Genomic DNA, 16,938 nt, shown 5'->3' on the forward strand with positions numbered 1-16,938 from the left:
TCGCTCCATACGGTTCGGGCCCCCACCCGCGTCGTGCGACTGCCCTGGTCGACGGGTGAGCCTGCTGCCCGGGCATTGTGCCGGTCCGCTCGCGCGGTTGCACACTTCCTACGGAGTCACGCCCGCGACCTGGCGCAGCAATTCCAGCGGCCCCAGCGCGGCGACTGCGTCGAACTGCTCGGGCGTGCGCACCAGCAGCGACCCCGCGAAGCCCAGCGCGTTGACGTTGACGCCCAGGTGCTCCGCGCGGCTCCGAGGCACGAGCAGCATCCAGTCCCGGGTGACGAGCAGGTTGTACGGCGCGTGTTCCGCAAGGCCCAGCGCGTCCCGCAGGAGCCGGTACGCCGCCAGCATCCGCGCGCCCTGCCCCGGCGCGCCCCACGGCCCCAGGCCCGCCAGCAGGTGCGCGAACGGCAGCGACTCCGCGGCCACCACGCGGCCCGGCCCCGGCAGCACGGGGAAGAGCGCCTCCACGGGCGCGCGCAGGCGGTCTGGCCCCAGCGGCGGCACCAGCTGCAGGTGCTTGTGGCGCTGGCTGGCGCCGGCCGTCTCCCCCGCGTTGTAGAAGGCCAGCCCGTCCAGCCCCTCCAGGCACGTGGAGAGCGCGTCGAAGTCCGCGGGCGTCAGCAGCGCGTCCTGCGACTCGAAGGCCCGCGTCACCAGCAGCAGGTGGTGCTCCACGACGTTGAACTTGTTGAGCAGGCACACGTGCGCGGGCGCCACGTCCCCCAGCACCAGGTCCGGCTCCGGGTTCGCGAACGGGTTGAACGGCTCCGAGCCAGACGGCGCCGGACGCTTGCGCTCCTTGAGCGCCACCCGCCCCAGCACGCGCACCTGGAACTCCGTGCCCGCGACCGGCACCGTGCGCGCTTCCGTGGCGATGGGCTGGAGCGCCCCGGTCTCCAACGCGTGGCGGGTGACGTCCAGCGTGCGGGGCCACAGGGCGGCGGGCGTCAGCGGTGTGGCGTTCACGGGCGGGCTCCTGGCGCGAAGCCATCCAGTCTGTGCCGCCCGCTCACACCAGCGTCAACCCGCATCCGGAAGGACTGCGCTCCGGATGTCCGCCTCAGCGCGGAGGAGGACGGAAGACGTACTGGTACACCTGAGGCTCGCTGCCGGGCGGGTACTGGGCATCCATGAAGGCCACGTGCGCGCTGTGGGTGATGAGCACGTCCTGGAGGCTGTCGTAGAGCACCACCACGTTCGTGGCCTTCCCCGTGGGGTCCAGGTCCACGCGCACCTTCAGGTTGCCCTTGAGCTCCGGCTTCTCCATCAGGTGCTCCAGGTACAGCGCCACCAGCCCCAGCGATACCCGGTCGTAGATCTGCTCCACCGTGCCCTTCGCGGGCGAGGCGGGCAGGTGCAGCTTCCTGGTCAGCTGCGCGGCCTCCTCCGCCGCCTCGGGCACCGGCCGCTCCGGAGCAGCGAGCGCCGCGCGGTACGCCGCCATGGATTCGAAGTAGCGCTCCAGCTTGAGGAGCAGCCGCGCCCGCCGCACCTGGATGTCCGCGCGCTCCGGGGCCAGCGCCGCCGCCTGATCCAACCGGGCTTCGGTGGCGGCCACGTCCTGTTTCGCTTCCGCCAGCGTCGCCAGCCGCAAGAGCGGTTCGGGGTCCTTGGGCGTCGCCGCGGCCAGGCGCACCAGGGCCTTCGCTTCGTCCTCCGGGCGGTCGAGCTCCACGGCGAGCTTCACCCACGTGGAGAGCACCGCGGGCTCCGCGCCCCCGAGCGTCGCGTAGCGCTCCAACATCTTCACCGCCTGCGCCTTGTCGCCCGCGGCGAGCCACGCGTCCGCCTGCCGCCGGTGCGCCTCGCGGTCGTGAGGCTGGAGCGCGACGAGCAGCGCCCCGGCCTCCGCGCCCGCCTTCGCGTCTCCGGCCTCGCGCGCCAGCCGAGACAACACCTGGAGCGCCTCCGGCTGCTCGGGCCAGTCCTTCACCGAGCGCACCAGCAGCGCGCGCGCCTCCGCCGCGGCTCCCGGCCGGCCCGCCAGGAGCAGCGCCAGGTCCGTGCGGAAGCGCGGGATGTCCAGCTTCGTCAGCGCCTCACGCAGCCGGGCTTCCGCCTCCGCGGGCTTGCCCTCCGCCTGGAGCCGCAGGCCGTCCGCCCAGAGCGCGGGCGCGAAGCCGGGCACCGCCTTGCGCGCGGTCTCCAGCGGCGCGGCCGCGTCCTTCAACATGCCCCAGCGCACGTAGACGAGCCCCATCCCCACGTGCGGCCACGGGTTCTCCGGGTACACCACCGCCAGCGCCTTGAACTCGGCGAAGCTCTCGTCCGAGGGCAGCGCGAGGAAGGCCCGGTACACCCGGGGCATGGGGTCCTTGGGCGCCTTCGCCTGCTGCGCGTCCAGCTCCGTGCGCAGCGTGCTGGGGCTGCCCTGGACCCGCGCCGTGTCCACGCGCTGGAGCATCGCCATGCCGTCCGCGGCCGGCGCGGGCACCGGCCGGGCGCCCAGGGCCGGGAGCGCGCACAGCACGGACAGCAGCAGGCACGTCAGGACACGGGACGTCATCGGGAGGTCAGCCAGGGGGAGCCAGGGCGCCCGGACGCTACCAGATGGACGCTCCCCGCGAGGGCTGGGAGTGTTTACGCACCTTGCGTGAATTTCTCGGATACACGCGATGTTTCACGGGTGCCGGAACGGGTGGAATGGCCCTGGAGGACGACCGCGCTTTCGGGCGTTGGACGCCGCCCGGGCGGTAGGTCTTGACCAGAACGCGCGGTGCTGGGCGGAATGGCCCCCATGGCCACCGCCGAGAAACTCGTATTCCCGACCATCGTCGAAGGACTCTTCGTCCGGGGACTTTCCGGGAAGGTGCCCTTCTCCCTCAAGGAGCAGCTGCGCAAGGAGGGCCTGGACCTGGACCGGCCCCTGCAGCCCGCGTACTCGCTGGACACGTGGACACGCTGCGTGGCGCTAACGGCGAAGACGCTGCACCCGGAGCAGCCGGATCCGGTGGCGTGGCGGATGCTCGGCGAGCGGATGATCGACGGCTACCGCGACACGATGGTGGGCCGGGCGCTCTTGGGCGTGCTGCGGCTCATCGGGCCCAAGCGGATGCTCCTGCGCACGCAGCACAGCTTCCGCACCGGCAACAACTACACCGAGGTGCGCATCACCGAGCGTGGCGAGCGCGAGGCGGACCTGTGGCTCAACGAGCCCGGCCTGCTGCGCTACTTCAAGCAGGGCGTGATGCTGGCCACGGTGCGCGCCGCCAGCGGCCCGGCCACGCAGGTGGACGTGGTCCAGTTCGACGACGACAGCGTCACGTACCGCGTGTCCTGGGGCGCTCCGGGCGCCTGAGTCACCGGCGTCCCCCTGCTCGCGGATCCGCGACCGTGGGGCCCCTTGCTCGCACCGGGCCCCATCTGCCAGCGTGAGGGTCTGCGCGCGGCGTCCGGGCCGTGAACGCCGCGCGAAGAGGGGGATTCATCCAAATGCCGTCGAGCAAGCGCGCCAACCTGCCGCGCTGGAACGGTCATCAGCAGGGGTTCTTCGAAATCTGGTTCCTGGTGGTGCTCGACCCGGGCGGAGACCGCGCCTGGTGGTTGCGCTACACCCTGTTCACGCCCGCGCCGGGCAGCGGCGGCGAGCCTCGCGCCACCCTGTGGGCGGCGGCGTTCGACTGCGCGTCCCAGGACCGGCCCGCGGTGGCGCTCAAGGCCATCCATCCGGCCTCCGCGTTCACGGCGCTGCCGAACGGCGGCGTGCGCATCGCGGACTCGGAGCTGACGCCCGGCCACGTCCACGGCCAGGTGGCCAGCGGCGGGCACTCCATCGCGTGGGACCTGCGCTTCCAGGGCGGACACCCGGAGCCCGTGCGCCGCGAGCCGCGAGGCACCGCGCTGTTGCCCCTGCCCACGCAGGTGGCCCACGTGCACGACGACGTCCTCTTCGAAGGCACGGTGACGGTGGACGGCGAGCGCATCGACGTGAAGGGCGCGCCCGGCCTGCAGAAGCACCTGTGGGGCCACCGGCGGTTGGAGGAGCTGACGTGGCTGTACTGCCCGCGCTTCTCCGAGGACCCGGACGCGCGGCTGGAGATCATGGCGGTGCGCGCGAAGCGCAAACGGGGCCACCCACAGCTGTCGCCCATCTACCTGCGCACGCGAGACGCCGAGCACACGTTCCATGAAATGCCCCACGTGCTCTTGTCGCGCGTGACGTCGCCCGCGTCCGGGGAGCTGTCCTTCCGTGCCGCGTCCGCCACCGTGGCCGTGGAAGGCCGCGCGTGGTGCGACCCGCGCACGCTGGTGGGCTACGCGTACCGCGACCCCAAGGGCTGGGACGTGATGGTGGCCCAGAGCGACGTGGCCCGCTGCGAGGTGCAGCTGTTCTCCCGGCCCCACCCCTTCGCTGCGTGGAAGCCCACCGGGAAGCTGACCTCCACCGTGGGCGCGCTGGAGTTCCATGGCCCGGAGCAGATGCCGGGAGTGCGCTACATCCCATGGGACGGCACCGCGCTCGAAGCGGAAGGCGCGCCCACCGAGGCTGCGCCGGCCCTGGGAACGGGCTGACGCCGGGCCACCCGCCTCCGCCTTCTGGGAGGGAGGGGCTTGTGGCGCGGGGCCCGGGGTACTGCCCGGGTGGCGCCCGGGCCTTGAGGGGGAGGACCTTCCCCCGCCTGTGGATGGGGACGGCCGTAGCCACCCTCTGGGGTGACGGCCCGCCGCTCCCCCGAAATCCATGCGCCATCGACTGCGGAGACACCTCCAGTCGCTCCTCCGAGTGGACCCCGGAAGACCGGCCCTGTGGGCGGGCATCCGGGCCGCCGTCGCCACCGCCCTGCCCCTGTGTCTGTCCTTCCTGACCACCGTGCCCCAGGCCGGCTGGGCGGGCCTCACGGGGCTGCTCGTCACGCTCGCGGACAAGGGCGGTTCCTACCGCGTGCGGGCGCGCGTCATGGGGGTGGTGACGGTGCTGGGGGCGCTGGTCGGCCTGCTCGCCGCGCCCGCGGGCCACACCTATGTGGTGGACGCCACGCTGCTGCTCCTGGGTGTCACCGCGGCGAACTTCGCGCGCTGCTACGGCGAGACAGCGGGCTCCGTGGGAGGGCAGCTCGCCGTCATCTTCGTCGTGTCGCTGGGCGCGCCCACCGCCTCGCCGCGAGAGGCGGTGCTGCGAGGCGCGGCATTGCTGCTGGGGGGCCTGTGGGCGATGGCGCTGTCACTGCTGCTGTGGCCGCTCAGACCCTATCGCCCCGCGCGCCGGGCGGTGGCGCAGGTGTACGCGGGGCTCGCGATCGCGGCGGAGGACCTGGGAAGGGCCACGAGGGATGGAGCCACGGCCGAGTCGTGGGCAGCGGGGCTGAAGCGCCACGCGCGGATCCGCCCGGACATCGAACGGGCACGCGACGTGCTCGCGGCCACGCGGCGCGGGAGGCCGGACGAGTCCCGGCGCGGCGAACACCTGCTGGTGCTGGTGGAGCTGGTGGAGCCCATGGTGGCGCTGCTCAGCGCGCTGGCTGAAGCCATGCAAGTGGTGGGGCGCGACCCGCACATGCACGCCACGCGCGAACGGGTCATCAAGCTGTGCGAGGCCTTCGGCGCGATGGACCAATGGGTATCGCGAGCGCTGCGACAGGAGCGCAACGAGGGCATGCGCGAGCCGCCCCGGCTGGCGCTGAGACCCCGTCGCCGGCAGCCCGCGAGGATGGCCGTGCCCCCGGTGCGGCAAAGCGCGGAGGGGCCGCTGTCCACGCACGTCGCCACGCTGCTGGACCGGCTGCGCGAGCACGCGGGTGTGGCGCACGAGACGGCGTCGGGCCTGCTCTTCGGAGACCCGGTGTCGGCGCGAGGCAAGGGCACGGTGGGCGGTCCCAGACAGGCGCCGGGGTTCTCCCTGTGGCGGCCGATTCGCGACCACCTGCACGCGGACTCGGTGGTGCTGCGGCACGCGCTGCGCACGGGGATGGTGGCTACGGCGGCGCTGGGGCTGACGAGGGCGTTGCAGGTGGGCGACGCGCACTGGGTGAGCCTCGTGGTCATCTCCATCCTCCAGCCCTACGCGGGCAGCACGGAGGAGCGCGTCCTCCAGCGCACGCTGGGGACGCTGGTGGGCGCGAGCCTGGCGGCGCTCATCGCGACCACGGTGCACACGCCGCCGATGATGATTGGCGTCATCAGCGTGCTGACGGCCATCTCCGTGGCGCTGCTGCCGCTGAACTTCGGCGCGTTCCAGGTCCTGCTCACGCCGGATTATCTCTTGATGGCCACGCTCAGCTCCGGGGACTGGACGGTGGCGTCGCAGCGCTCGCTGGGCGTGCTCATCGCGGGGGCACTGGCGCTGGTGGGCTCCTGGACGCTGTGGCCCAGCCCGGAGCGCCGCCGCTTCCCGGACGCGGCGGCCTCCGCCCTGCGCGCGGACGGGAAGTACCTGCAACAGCTGGTCACGCACCGCAGCGGCACGGAGCCCGCGGTGAACGAGGAGCGCCGCCGCCTGGACCAGGCGCTGCTGGAGGCGGAGTCATCCTTCCAGCGGCTGATGACGGAGTACCGGGGCCCGCCCGGGCACCTGGAGCCGGGCATGGCGCTGCTCACCTACGCGCGCAGGTTCGCGCTGGCGGTGACGGCGCTGGGCACAGGGCGCTTCGATGGGAGGACCGCAACAGTGCTGCCGCAGCAGCTGGCGCAGCGGGCCAGCGACAGCCTGGAGCTGCTCGCCAGCGCATTGCAGGAGCGGCGCGAGCCCCCGCCCCTACCGGCCCTGGCGCTGCCACGCACCAGTGACGACCCCGTGCTGGGCGCGCTGCTGGAGCGCGTGCCCCGGCAACTGGGCATCCTGCACGGCGCGGTGGCGCGGATCAGCGAGGATCCGTCGCTGCGCTGACGGACTTGGGCGGGGCGCAGGCGGACTGGTAGTCCTGGAGCTTGCGCTGAAAGCGCTCCCGTTCCGGCGCGGGCCATTCCGCGGGCAGCAGCTCCACGGCCTTCTGTTGTTCGGCCAGTGCGGCGGTGCACTGTTTCAGCCCGAACTGCGCGGCGGCGGCGGTCTCCAGCACATAGGGATTGTGGCTGCGTCGTACGAAGGGACGCACCGCGCTGAGGGCCGGCGCATACTGGCCTGACTGCACGAGCTGCCACGCGGCCTCGCTGGCGGCCCACCCACTCCTGGGCGCCAGGAACCAGGCGCGGGTGACGGCCTGGGGATAGAGCGGATCCTCTGGAGCATGCTTCGCGAGCTCCCGGGCCAGGTTGAGCCATGCCGAACGGCTCTCGGGGTTCTGGCGGACCCGCAGCCGGGCCCAGTCCAGTTCTTGATGCCTGTTCAACGTGATCCCCTGCGGAACGAAGCGCACGTTGAAGGTGTATTCGACACTCACGGGGTGCCCCGAAATGGTCGCGGGACGGTATCGAGCCAATTGAAGCGCCGCGAGGTTCTGCTCGATGCCGGGAAGTCGAGCCCCTTCCACGACCGTGCAGTCACGCACCTGGCCATCCGTGCCGATGCGGCACTGGAAGACCATGAATGCGAACGCGCCTTGCCTGAGGAACGCCTCGGGATAAGTGAAGGCCGCCGGCGAGCTCGGCTCCGGACGGGTGAACGCCCCGGACGTGAACGTGCAAGCTTCGGCGAACTCCGCTGCACACGCGGCAGAGATGTCCCGGAATGCGCTGAGGACGGCCTCCTCTCCGGGGGTGCCCCGCAGCGTCTTGACCGCCTTCTCGAAGACGAGAGGCGCCTGTGCTGGATCCAGTTTAGGCGCCGGTCGCGGCGCGACCTCGTCCCCTATCGCGAGGTCCCAGAGCCCCGTCGACGGGAGGCCCCGCTTCGACTGAACGTCCTCCATGGCGGACATCAGATGGCCATGACTCGCGGGCAGGGTCGGGACGCCCGAATGGGCACATCCAGTGAATCCAAGCAGCAGGGACAGGAACAGCCAGCTCCAACGCATGGCCCGGCACTCTAGACCGCGAGGCGGCGCTGGATGAAGTGGCCCCGGGAACAACCCGGGTCGCCGCGAAGCTGCGTATCCTTGAGTGGAACTACTTCCCGAACGTACCTGGAGCTGTCTGCTTGAAAGACGCCTCGAACGACACGGCCGCGGGATGGCCCCGGAACACCCTGCGCGCGTTGCCCATCCTGGTGCTCGTAATGGCCTCGGCGTGCGCGGCGGACAAGTCCTTCCAGCGGGACGCCTCCTGGGCGTCGCACTTCACCGAAGCGGCCGAGCGCATCGAGGCCCGGGCCCGCGCGGTGGGCCTGTCCCGGCTGCACGACGTGCGCGCGGAGCAGGCGGAGCTGCGTGGCTGGATGGAGAGGCTGTCGAAGGAGATGGCTCTGGGCGGCCCCGAGGCGCAGGGGCCCGGGCACTACGCGCTCGGGTGCGGGGCACGCGCGTTGGGCCAGGACGCGGAGGCACGGACGCACCTGGAGGCCGCCTGGAACGCGGGCTTCCGCGAACCCCACGTGGCGTGGGCCCGGGCGCAGGCACTGAGCGAGCACTACCGCGTGCTGCGGCTGGCGGCGGTGGCCACGCCGGACACGGATGAGCGCAAGGTGCGGGAGGAGGACGCGGAGCGCCAGTACCGGGAGCTGGTGCTCACGCTGCTGCGGCAGGCCGCGGGGGCGGAGGTTCCGTCGGCGGACTTCGGCGCGGCGCTCATCGCGTTGCACGAGGACCGCCTGGACGCGGCGCTCGCGCTCCTGGAGTCCGTGGGCACGCGGCATCCGTGGTTCGTGGAAGCGCGGCTGCTGCGCGCGGACGTGTTCCTGCTGCGCGCCGCCCGACGCTGGGGCAAGGACGACAAGGTCCATGCCCGCGAGGACCTGATGGCCGGACGCCAGGCGCTCACGGAGAGCGCGACCACCGCGGAGAGCTTCGCGCCGGCCCACCTGGCGCGGGCCCGCTTCGAGACCGCGGCGATGAACCTCACCCGTCCCGACTTCTCCGGCGCCGTGCTGCTGCTGACCGGCGGCGACCCGGGCCCGGCGAAGTGGGGCGTCGAAGCGCTGGACCTGGCGGCCCGGGTGGATCCCGGCAACCCCGGGTTCGCCTGCGAGAAGGCGCGCTTCCTCAACATGGTGGCGGAGCGTCCGGACCGCGACGAGCCCTTCTCCGGAGCCCTGCGCCAGGATGCCATCAAGGCCGCGAAACACGTCCTGGAGCTGGATGCGGAGAGCACGTGTGGCCGCGCGGAGTGGAGCCTGGCGTTCGTGCAGGAGACGGAGGAAGCCTCGAGGAATGGCACCAGTGGGAGCTACCAGCTCAAGGACGCCCTGGAGTTGCTGGAGACCACGCCGCTGTACGCACAGGATTTCGCGTACCAGCTGCTCCGCGCCCGGCTCCTCGGTGCCTGGGCGGACAACCTCTCCCAGTTGGCCAGGCTCCAGCCCGGGTCGCCTGGCGCGGAGCGCCGGGATCAAGCCATCGAAGCCTACCGGAGCGCGCTCGCGTTGGAGGCGCGCATCCCGACGTACTGGGTCCGGCTGGGGGAGCTGCTCCTGGCCCGGGGGACGGATCCGGCGACGAAGGACGCCAGCGCGGACCTGGAGCAGGCGGAAGCAGCCTGGGGGAAGTCCGTCAGGGTCAACACGAGAGCCCCCGAGGTGTGGCTCCTGGAGGCACGCATCCGCGTGGCGCAGGCCCAGCGGCAACGGGCCCGCGGGGAAGTGGCCGGGCCGATCCTGGAGAAGGCCGTGGCCTTCCTCGACTCCGAATTCATCCGCCAGAGGCGCAATCCCGACCTGCAGCACGAACTGGGGCGGATCCGGATGGAGCAGGCGGAGGAGACCTGGGAGCACGGAGGCGATCCCAGCGCGCTGCTCGACCAGGCGGAGGCGGCCTATACCCAGGCGGCGAAGCTGTCTCCCACTCAGGGCAGACTCGGGCAGGCGGCGGTCCGTGTGGCGCGAGCGGAGTACGCCTGGCGCCGGGGAGCGGATCCCACCGAGGAGGCGGCCCGGGCGGAAGCGCTCTACCGCCAGACGCAGCCCTACCTCCAAGCGCAGAAGGATGAGCAATTCGCGGGCATCGATAAGGCGGCCCACCTCCAGGCGCGACACCTGCTGGAGCAGGGCCGTGATCCAGAGCCCACGCTCATGCGTCCGCGCAAGGACGACGGGCTGGAGTGGCTCAGCCGTGATCGCGTCGTGCATCACCGGGCCACCGGCGAGTTCTTCCGTCTGATGGCCCGCCATTCGGCGCGCACGGATCCCCAGAAGGCGGAAGAGCAGTTCAAGGGCGCGGAGCAGAACTACGACGAGGCCCTCAAGGTCGAGCCCTCGAATCAGGAGGTCCGTTTGGAGGAGGGCCACCTGTTCCGAGAGTGGGCAGTGGCGCGCAAGGCCGCGAAGCAGGATCCGGAGCCGCCGCTGGCACGGGGGCTCACACTCGCGGACGCATTGCTCGCGGAGAGGCCCAACTGGCCCGAAGCCCTCTTGCTGCGCGCGGCGCTCCTGCGCACGAAGGACCCGGCTTCAGCCCAGGCCCGCGAGGACCGGGACGCCGCGCTGAAGGCCAATGCCAACCTCGCGCCCGGCTGGAAGCGGCAGTTCCCCGAGGACCCGCCGCTCAATCCCTGAGCGCGAACCAGCGCTGGATGGAATGGCCCCGGGGAACAACCTGTGTCGTCGCGAAGCTGCGTATCCTGGACTGGAATTTCTTCCCGATCGCACCTGGAGCGGTCTGCTTGAAAGACGTCTTGAACATCGCGCCTCATGGTGTGTCCCGGAGCGCGGTGCTGGCCCTGCAGCTCCTCTGGTTGGTCGCGGCCTCGGCCTGCGCGTCGAACAAAGCCTCCCAACAGGACACCTCCTGGGCCTCGCACTTCGCCTTCGAGGCCGAGCGCATCGAGGCGCGGGCCCGCGCGGTGGACCTGGCCCGGGTGCACGACGTGCGCGCGGAGCAGGCGGAGCTGCGCGGCTGGATGATGACGCTGTCCAAGGAGATGACGCTCGGAGGCGCCGAGGCCCAGGGGCCCGGGCATGCCGCGCTCGGGCGGGGGGCGCTGGCCCTGGGCGACCTGGACGCGGCCATCGAGCACCTGGAGGCCGCATGGAGCGCGGGCTTTCGTGAGCCCTCGGTGGTGTGGGCCCGGGCCCTGGCGCTCAGCCAGCGCTACCGCGAGCAGTGCATCACGGCGTTGACGGTGCTGGATCCGGAGGAGCGGAGGGTGCGCGAGCAGGACACGGAACGTCAGCACCGCGAGCCGGTGCTCGCCCTGCTCCGTCAGGCCCGCGAGAAGGAGGCCCCGTCGGCGGATCTCCTCGCGGCGCTCATCGCCTTTCATGAGGGCAGGCTGGACGCGGCGGCCGCCCTGCTGGAGCCCATGACCGCCTCGCATCCCTGGTTCGTCGAGGCGCCACTGCTGCGCGCGGATGTGCTGCTGCTCCGCGCCGCCCAGCTGTGGGAGGAAGGACAGGAGGGCGCGGCCCGGGCGCGGCTGGAGCACGGCCGCGAGGCCCTCGCCGCGGCCAGGACCACGGCGGAGAGCCAGATGCAGGCGTACCTGGCGCAGGCGCGCTTCGAGTCCGCCGTCATCGCCGTCATCCGGACCGACCCGCCCGGCACCGTGCCGTTGACCTACGAAGCGGGTCTGGGGCCCGCGGGCAGTGCGCTCGGCGCCCTGGACATCGCGTCCCGGCTGGACCCCGCCGCCCCCGCACCGCCCTGTGAGCGGGCACGAATGTTCAATGCCCTGGCTGAGCATCCGCGTCGCAAGGATCACTTCCAGGGCCATCTGTTCAACGAAGCGGTCGAGACCACCGACGCGATATTGGCCCGGGACCCCACCAGCCGCTGCGCCTACATGGAACGGATCCGGACCCAGGTGTCCCAAGCGGAGAGGGCGAGGCAGGAAGGTTACGGCCCGGATATGCCCAAGGAGCAGGATCTGTTGAAGGCCGTGCCCCCAGCGGGGCGGGACCTCGCGTTCCACCTCCTGCACGCCCGGGTCCTCGGACTCTGGGTGATCATCGAGAACGACTGGGGACATACCCGGGTCGGTGACCGGCACGGCGCGCACCGCGACCAGGCGCTCGACGTCTGGCGGACCATCCTCGCGCTCGAAGCGCGCATCCCCGCGTATTGGATCCAGTTCGGGGAGCTGCTCGTGGAGCGGGGCATGGACCCGTTGATGGAGGACGGCGCCGCGGACCTGGAACAGGCGGAAGCCGCCTGGGCCAAGGCAAGCACCCTGCGCACGAAGGCTCCCGGGTTGTGGCTGCTGGGAGCTCACGTCCAGATGGCGAAGGCCCTGCGAAGCCGGGCCCGGGGTGAGGAGTCCGGGAAGGCGTGGGAGACCGCCAGGGCACGCCTCCGCGACGGGCTCACCCAGCAGCCCCAGGAATCGTCCATGCATCACGCCCTGGGGCGGATCCTCCTGGAGCAGGCGAAGGAGCGTTGGGCACACGGAGGCAATCCCGCGGAGCTGCTCGACGCGGCGGAGGCGGCACAGGCGGTAGCCACGAAGCTGGACTCCGGACATGGCCCCGGGGTGCTGGGGCGGGCGGACATCGCCGCGCTCCGAGCGGAGTACGCCTGGCGGCGAGGAGAGGATCCCTCCCCCGACGTGGACAAGGCCGAAGCCCTCTACGCGCAAGCCATGTCCGAGGGACCCACGAAAACGGAGGCCATCCTGGGCCTCCTGCAGGTGCTTCAACCCCAGGCGCGCTACGAGTTGGAGCAGGGCCGGGATCCAGAGCCCGCCCTCGACCGGCGGAGGAAGTCCATCGACCTGAGGGCCATGCTGACCGTGCACAAGCGCGTCTCCTACCTGCGAACCCTCGGGGAGGACACCCTCGTACAGGCCCGATGGGTTGCTCGGACGGATCGGCCTCAGGCGGAGACGCTTTTCAACTACGCGCTGGCGGCCCTGACCGAAGCCCTGGGACAGCAGCCTCGGAGTCAGGAGGCCCGTCTGGCCATGGGTGAGTTGAACCGGTACCGGGCGGTGGCGATGAAGGCCGCGGGGCAGGACGCGGAGCCCTTGCTGGCAAAGGGGCTCGCGCTGGCCGACGCATTGGTGAATGAGCGCCCGAACTGGCCCGAAGCCCTGTTGCTTCGCGCGGCGCTCCTGCGCACGAAGGATCCGGCCTCGGCCCAGGCCCGCGCGGACCGCGATGCGGCGCTGAAGGTCAATGCCAACCTCGCGCCCGGATGGGTGCGTCAGTTCCCCGAGGATATGCCCAAGGTGCCTTGAGCGTGGCGATTCAGTGCGTCGCGCAAGCAAAATGCCCATGACCGCGTAAGGCTTTGTATCCTGGAATGGCACACGTTCCGGCCCGTCACGGAACGCACCAGGAGCCGCGCCATTGAATGACGTCCCGAGCAAAGCCACCTCTGGAAGGTCCAGGAGCGGCGTGCTGGCCTTGCAGGTCCTGCTAATCATTGCGGCAACGGCCTGCGCGGCGGACAGGCAATCCCAGCGGGACACGACCTGGGCCGCGCACTTCATCAGCGCCGCGGAACGCATCGAGGCCCGGGCCCGCTCGGTGGGCATGGCCCGCCTGCACGACGTGCGCGCGGATCAGGCGGAGCTGCGCGGCTGGATGGCAACCGTCTCCACGGAGATGGCCCTCGGAGGCGCGGAGGCCCAGGGGCCCGGACACTACGCGCTCGGGTGCGGGGAACGGGTCCTGGGTCGCGAAACGGAAGCGCTCGCACAGTTGGAGGCGGCCTGGAGCGCAGGCTTCCGTGACCCTCGCGTGGCGTGGGTCCGGGCACAACTCCTGAGCGAGCGCTACCGCGCGCTGCGGCTGGAAGCCATCGCCGCTCCCGACGCGGATGAACGGAAGGCGCGCGAGCAGGACGCGGAAAGCAAGTACCGCGAACCCGTGCTCACGCTGCTGCGTCAAGCGGCGGGAGCGGAGTCTCCGTCAACGGACTACGGCGCGGCGCTGGTCGCGATGCACGAAGACCGCCTGGACGCGGCGCTCGCGCTCCTGGAGGCCGTGAACACGAAGCATCCCTGGTTCGTGGAAGCGCGGCTGATGCGCGCGGACGTTCTCCTGCTGCGCGCCGCCTGGCACTGGAGGGAGCAGCGGACGAAAGAGTCGGGCGAGGACATGACGGCCTCATTCCAGGCGCTCACGAATGCCAGGGCCACGGCGGAGAGCTTCGCCCCAACCCACCTGGCCCTGGGACGCTACGAGGCCGCCGCGATGAACCTCGTGCGTACCGCCTACGGAGAGAGCGTGCTGCGCCTGTCCATCGATGACGAAGAGGAGCAAGGGCCGGCGCAGACGGGGCTCGCTGCGCTGGACGCGGCCACCCGGATTGATCCCGGCCATGCGGGGTTCGCCTGCGAAAAGGCGCGCTTCCTCACCATGCTCGCGGAGCGACCGAACACCTATGGAGGCTTCCTTTCCCTGCGCAGCAGGGCCGTCGAAGCCGCGCAACATGCACTGACGCTGGAGCCTGCGAGCGCTTGTGGCCGCATGGAGTGGACCCGGGTGATGGTGCAGGAGACCGAGAAGGTCCTGAAGGAGAGCCCGGTGGACTTCTACAAGCTCCAGAAGGCCCTGGATCTGCTGGAGGCCGTTCCTCCGCCTGGACGGGATCTCGGGTTCCACCTCCTGCGCGCCCGGCTCCTCCATCTCTGGACGGAGGCCGACCTCCAGGTAGGGAGTTGGAGGGTCGGCTCCAACGGATGGAAGCACCAGGAGCAGGCCATCGAAGCCTATCGGAGCGCGGTCGCGCTCGAGGAGCGTGTCCCCGCGTACTGGGTCCGGTTGGGGGAACTCCTCCTGGCCCGGGCTTCCAATCCCACGGCGAAGGATGTCGACGAGGATTTGGAGCAAGCGGGAAAGGCTGTGTCGCAAGCCATGCGGGGCGGCTACACGAAGGCACCCGAGGTGTGGCTCCTGACAGCGCACCACGACGTGGCTCAGGCCTTGCGGAAGCGAGCCCAAGGAGAGACGGCCCCGTGGAGGTTCGAGCAGGCCGCACAAAACATCCGCAATGCCCTCATCAACGGGGCCCACAATCCGACCCTGCATCACGAACTGGGGCTCGTCCTCCTGGAGCACGCGAGGGAGACCTGGGAGCACGGAGGCGATCCCTCCGCGCTGCTGGATCAAGCGGAGGCGGCCCAGGTCCAGGCGGCGAAGCTGGCGCCCTCTCATGACCTGGGCAAGTTCGGGCAGGCGTCGGTCCACGCGGCGCGGGCGGAATACGCCTGGTGGCGAGGAGCGGATCCCACCGAGCAGGCGGAGCGGGCGGATGCGTTCTACAGCCAGGCGCGCCCCTTCTTCAAAACCCATAAGAACCAGCAGTTCGTAGGCCGCATGAAGGTTTCCCACATCCTGGCGCGCCACCTGCTGGAGCAGGGCCGGGATCCCGACCCCGTGCTCAATCGACCGTGGGAAAGCCTCGACATCATGGAGCGGATCGGCCAGGACCGCGTCCTGCGTTATCTCGCCACCGGGACGATGTTCAGCCTGCGTGCCCGCCATTCGGCCCGCACGGATCCGGAGAAGGCGGAGAAGGCGTTCGTCGAAGCGGAGAAGTCCTACGAGGAGGCCCTCCAGGTGGAGCCCCTGAATCGGGAGGTCCGTCTGGAGGAGGGCCAGCTGTTCCGTGAGTGGGCAGTGGCGCGAAACGCCGCGAAGCAGGATCCGGAGCCACTCCTGTCCAAGGGACTCGCGCTGGCGGACGCGTTGCTCAAGGAGCGTCCGAACTGGCCCGAAGCCCTGCTGCTGCGCGCGGCAATCCTTCGCACGAAGGACCCAGGCTCTGCCCAAGCCCGCGCGGACCGCGATGCGGCGTTGAAGGCCAATGCCAACCTCGCCCCTGGATGGGCGCGTCAGTTCCCGGAGGACGGGCCGCTCACTCCCTGAGCGCGGTGCTTCAGGGAGTGGCCGGAGACGTGGCGCAGGCGGACTGGTAATCCTGGAGCTTGCGCTCGAAGCGTTCCCGTTCCGGCGCGGGCCATTTCGCGGGCAGCAGCTCCACGGCCTTGCGCTGTTGCGCCAGCGCCTCGGTGCACTGGTTCAGCCCGAAGTGCGCGGCGGCGGCGGTCTCCAGCACGTAGGGGTTGGGGTGCTCGCCCAGCGCAGAGCGGCGGATGGCGGGGCGCAGTGCCTTCAGCGCGTCGGAGTGCTGGCCCGCCTGGACGCGCTGCCAGGCCATCTCCGTGGCGATCCACCAGTATTCGGGCGCCATCGCGTAGGCCCGGGCCAGCACCCGGGGATAGTGCGGATGATCCGGTGCATGGATGGCGAGCTGCGCGGCCAGGTTGGTCCAGGCCGATGTGCTCGTAGGGGACCACCCCACCCGCTTCCGGGCCCACTCCAGCTTCAACTCCGTGGACAGGTCCGGGCTCCGGTTGCTGCCGTAGATGGGATGGAAGTTGACGGTGTACGGGCGGCTCATCGGATGCCCCGCCAGCATCCACGGCCTGTACCGGTCCTCTGAGAGCTGCGCGATGAGGTGCGCTGCTTCATGCTCCGGCCCACTCTCGATGACCTGACAGTCGCGCAGGCGGCCATCCACATCCAGCCGGCAGCCGAGGATGATCAGCGCGTACTGGGTGTGGGTGAACCGCGGCTCCCGCTTCATGGGGCGTACCGCCGCGGCCTCAAGGATGACCGAAGGCTGCACCTGCTCCTTCAAGAACACGCACGCCTTCTCGTAGTCCGCGTCGCATGAGGCTCGCAGCTCCCCGAAGGCGCGGCGAAGCTCCGCGTCGGAGGGATTTCCCTTCAGGACCTGGACGACCTCTTCGAAGACACGGGGCGCCTGGTCAGGCTCCAGCTCCACGGAAGGGGCCTTCAAGGAAGCAAACGCGTCGGTGGTGACGAACCCGAAGTTCGTGCCCTGGGCGATGCGGCGCTCATAGGAGCTCGGGTCGTCCAGGTAGGCATCCATGGCCAGTGACAGATGACCGTGACTCGCAGTGGACGGGGGAAGACCGTAGTGGCCACATCCCGTTGAAAGGCACAGCAGGAAGAGGGACAGCAGACGCCAGGACATGGCGCTGGACTGTAGCGCAGGG

At 70.9% G+C, this 16,938-nt stretch carries 10 protein-coding genes; 6 read left to right on the plus strand and 4 right to left on the minus strand.

The genetic code is table 11. The features are described from left to right. Positions 1–108: 108 nt before the first annotated feature. Together GTZ93_RS25370 and GTZ93_RS25375 are read right to left on the minus strand one after the other, a co-directional pair. A complete protein-coding gene (locus GTZ93_RS25370; protein ID WP_139915940.1) occupies positions 109–972 on the minus strand; it encodes an ATP adenylyltransferase family protein in 864 nt (287 codons plus the stop codon). Between the two features lie 94 nt (positions 973–1,066). After that, a complete protein-coding gene (locus tag GTZ93_RS25375) occupies positions 1,067–2,512 on the minus strand; it encodes a hypothetical protein (RefSeq protein WP_139915941.1) in 1,446 nt (481 codons plus the stop codon). Between the two features lie 231 nt (positions 2,513–2,743). On the opposite strand from GTZ93_RS25375, the gene GTZ93_RS25380 reads away from it, so the two are divergent. The 3 genes from GTZ93_RS25380 to GTZ93_RS25390 all read left to right on the plus strand — a co-directional run bounded on the left by GTZ93_RS25380 (position 2,744) and on the right by GTZ93_RS25390 (position 6,829). After that, positions 2,744–3,304 (plus strand): DUF2378 family protein, encoded by a 561-nt coding sequence (locus tag GTZ93_RS25380; protein ID WP_120576409.1) that lies wholly within the window; start codon positions 2,744–2,746, stop codon positions 3,302–3,304. 134 nt (positions 3,305–3,438) lie between these two features. Continuing rightward, positions 3,439–4,518 carry a hypothetical protein gene (locus GTZ93_RS25385; RefSeq protein WP_139915942.1) on the plus strand — a complete coding sequence of 360 codons (1,080 nt, stop codon included), beginning with the start codon at positions 3,439–3,441 and terminating at the stop codon, positions 4,516–4,518. A gap of 169 nt (positions 4,519–4,687) precedes the next feature. Then, positions 4,688–6,829 carry an FUSC family protein gene (locus GTZ93_RS25390; RefSeq protein ID WP_139915943.1) on the plus strand — a complete coding sequence of 714 codons (2,142 nt, stop codon included), beginning with the start codon at positions 4,688–4,690 and terminating at the stop codon, positions 6,827–6,829. Here the strand turns inward: GTZ93_RS25390 and GTZ93_RS25395 are convergent. Further along, on the minus strand, positions 6,804–7,895 hold the full coding sequence (locus GTZ93_RS25395) for an energy transducer TonB (RefSeq protein WP_139915944.1): 1,092 nt from the start codon (positions 7,893–7,895) through the stop codon (positions 6,804–6,806). The genes GTZ93_RS25390 and GTZ93_RS25395 overlap by 26 nt on opposite strands. 122 nt (positions 7,896–8,017) lie before the next feature. Here GTZ93_RS25395 and GTZ93_RS25400 point away from each other — a divergent pair, with 122 nt between their 5' ends. The 3 genes from GTZ93_RS25400 to GTZ93_RS25410 all read left to right on the plus strand — a co-directional run bounded on the left by GTZ93_RS25400 (position 8,018) and on the right by GTZ93_RS25410 (position 15,781). Next, a complete protein-coding gene (locus tag GTZ93_RS25400) occupies positions 8,018–10,525 on the plus strand; it encodes a tetratricopeptide repeat protein (protein WP_139915945.1) in 2,508 nt (835 codons plus the stop codon). Between the two features lie 107 nt (positions 10,526–10,632). Next, positions 10,633–13,143 (plus strand): hypothetical protein, encoded by a 2,511-nt coding sequence (locus GTZ93_RS25405; RefSeq protein WP_139915946.1) that lies wholly within the window; start codon positions 10,633–10,635, stop codon positions 13,141–13,143. Positions 13,144–13,312: 169 nt separating this feature from the next. Continuing rightward, positions 13,313–15,781, plus strand: coding sequence for a hypothetical protein (locus tag GTZ93_RS25410; RefSeq protein ID WP_139915947.1), 2,469 nt, complete (start codon positions 13,313–13,315; stop codon positions 15,779–15,781). A 10-nt stretch (positions 15,782–15,791) separates the two neighbouring features. On the opposite strand, the gene GTZ93_RS25415 is transcribed toward GTZ93_RS25410, so the two are convergent. Then, on the minus strand, positions 15,792–16,916 hold the full coding sequence (locus tag GTZ93_RS25415) for a tetratricopeptide repeat protein (protein WP_126933897.1): 1,125 nt from the start codon (positions 16,914–16,916) through the stop codon (positions 15,792–15,794). Between the last annotated feature and the right edge of the window lie 22 nt (positions 16,917–16,938).

The organism is Corallococcus exiguus, from assembly GCF_009909105.1.
GTDB classification, from domain to species: domain Bacteria; phylum Myxococcota; class Myxococcia; order Myxococcales; family Myxococcaceae; genus Corallococcus; species Corallococcus exiguus.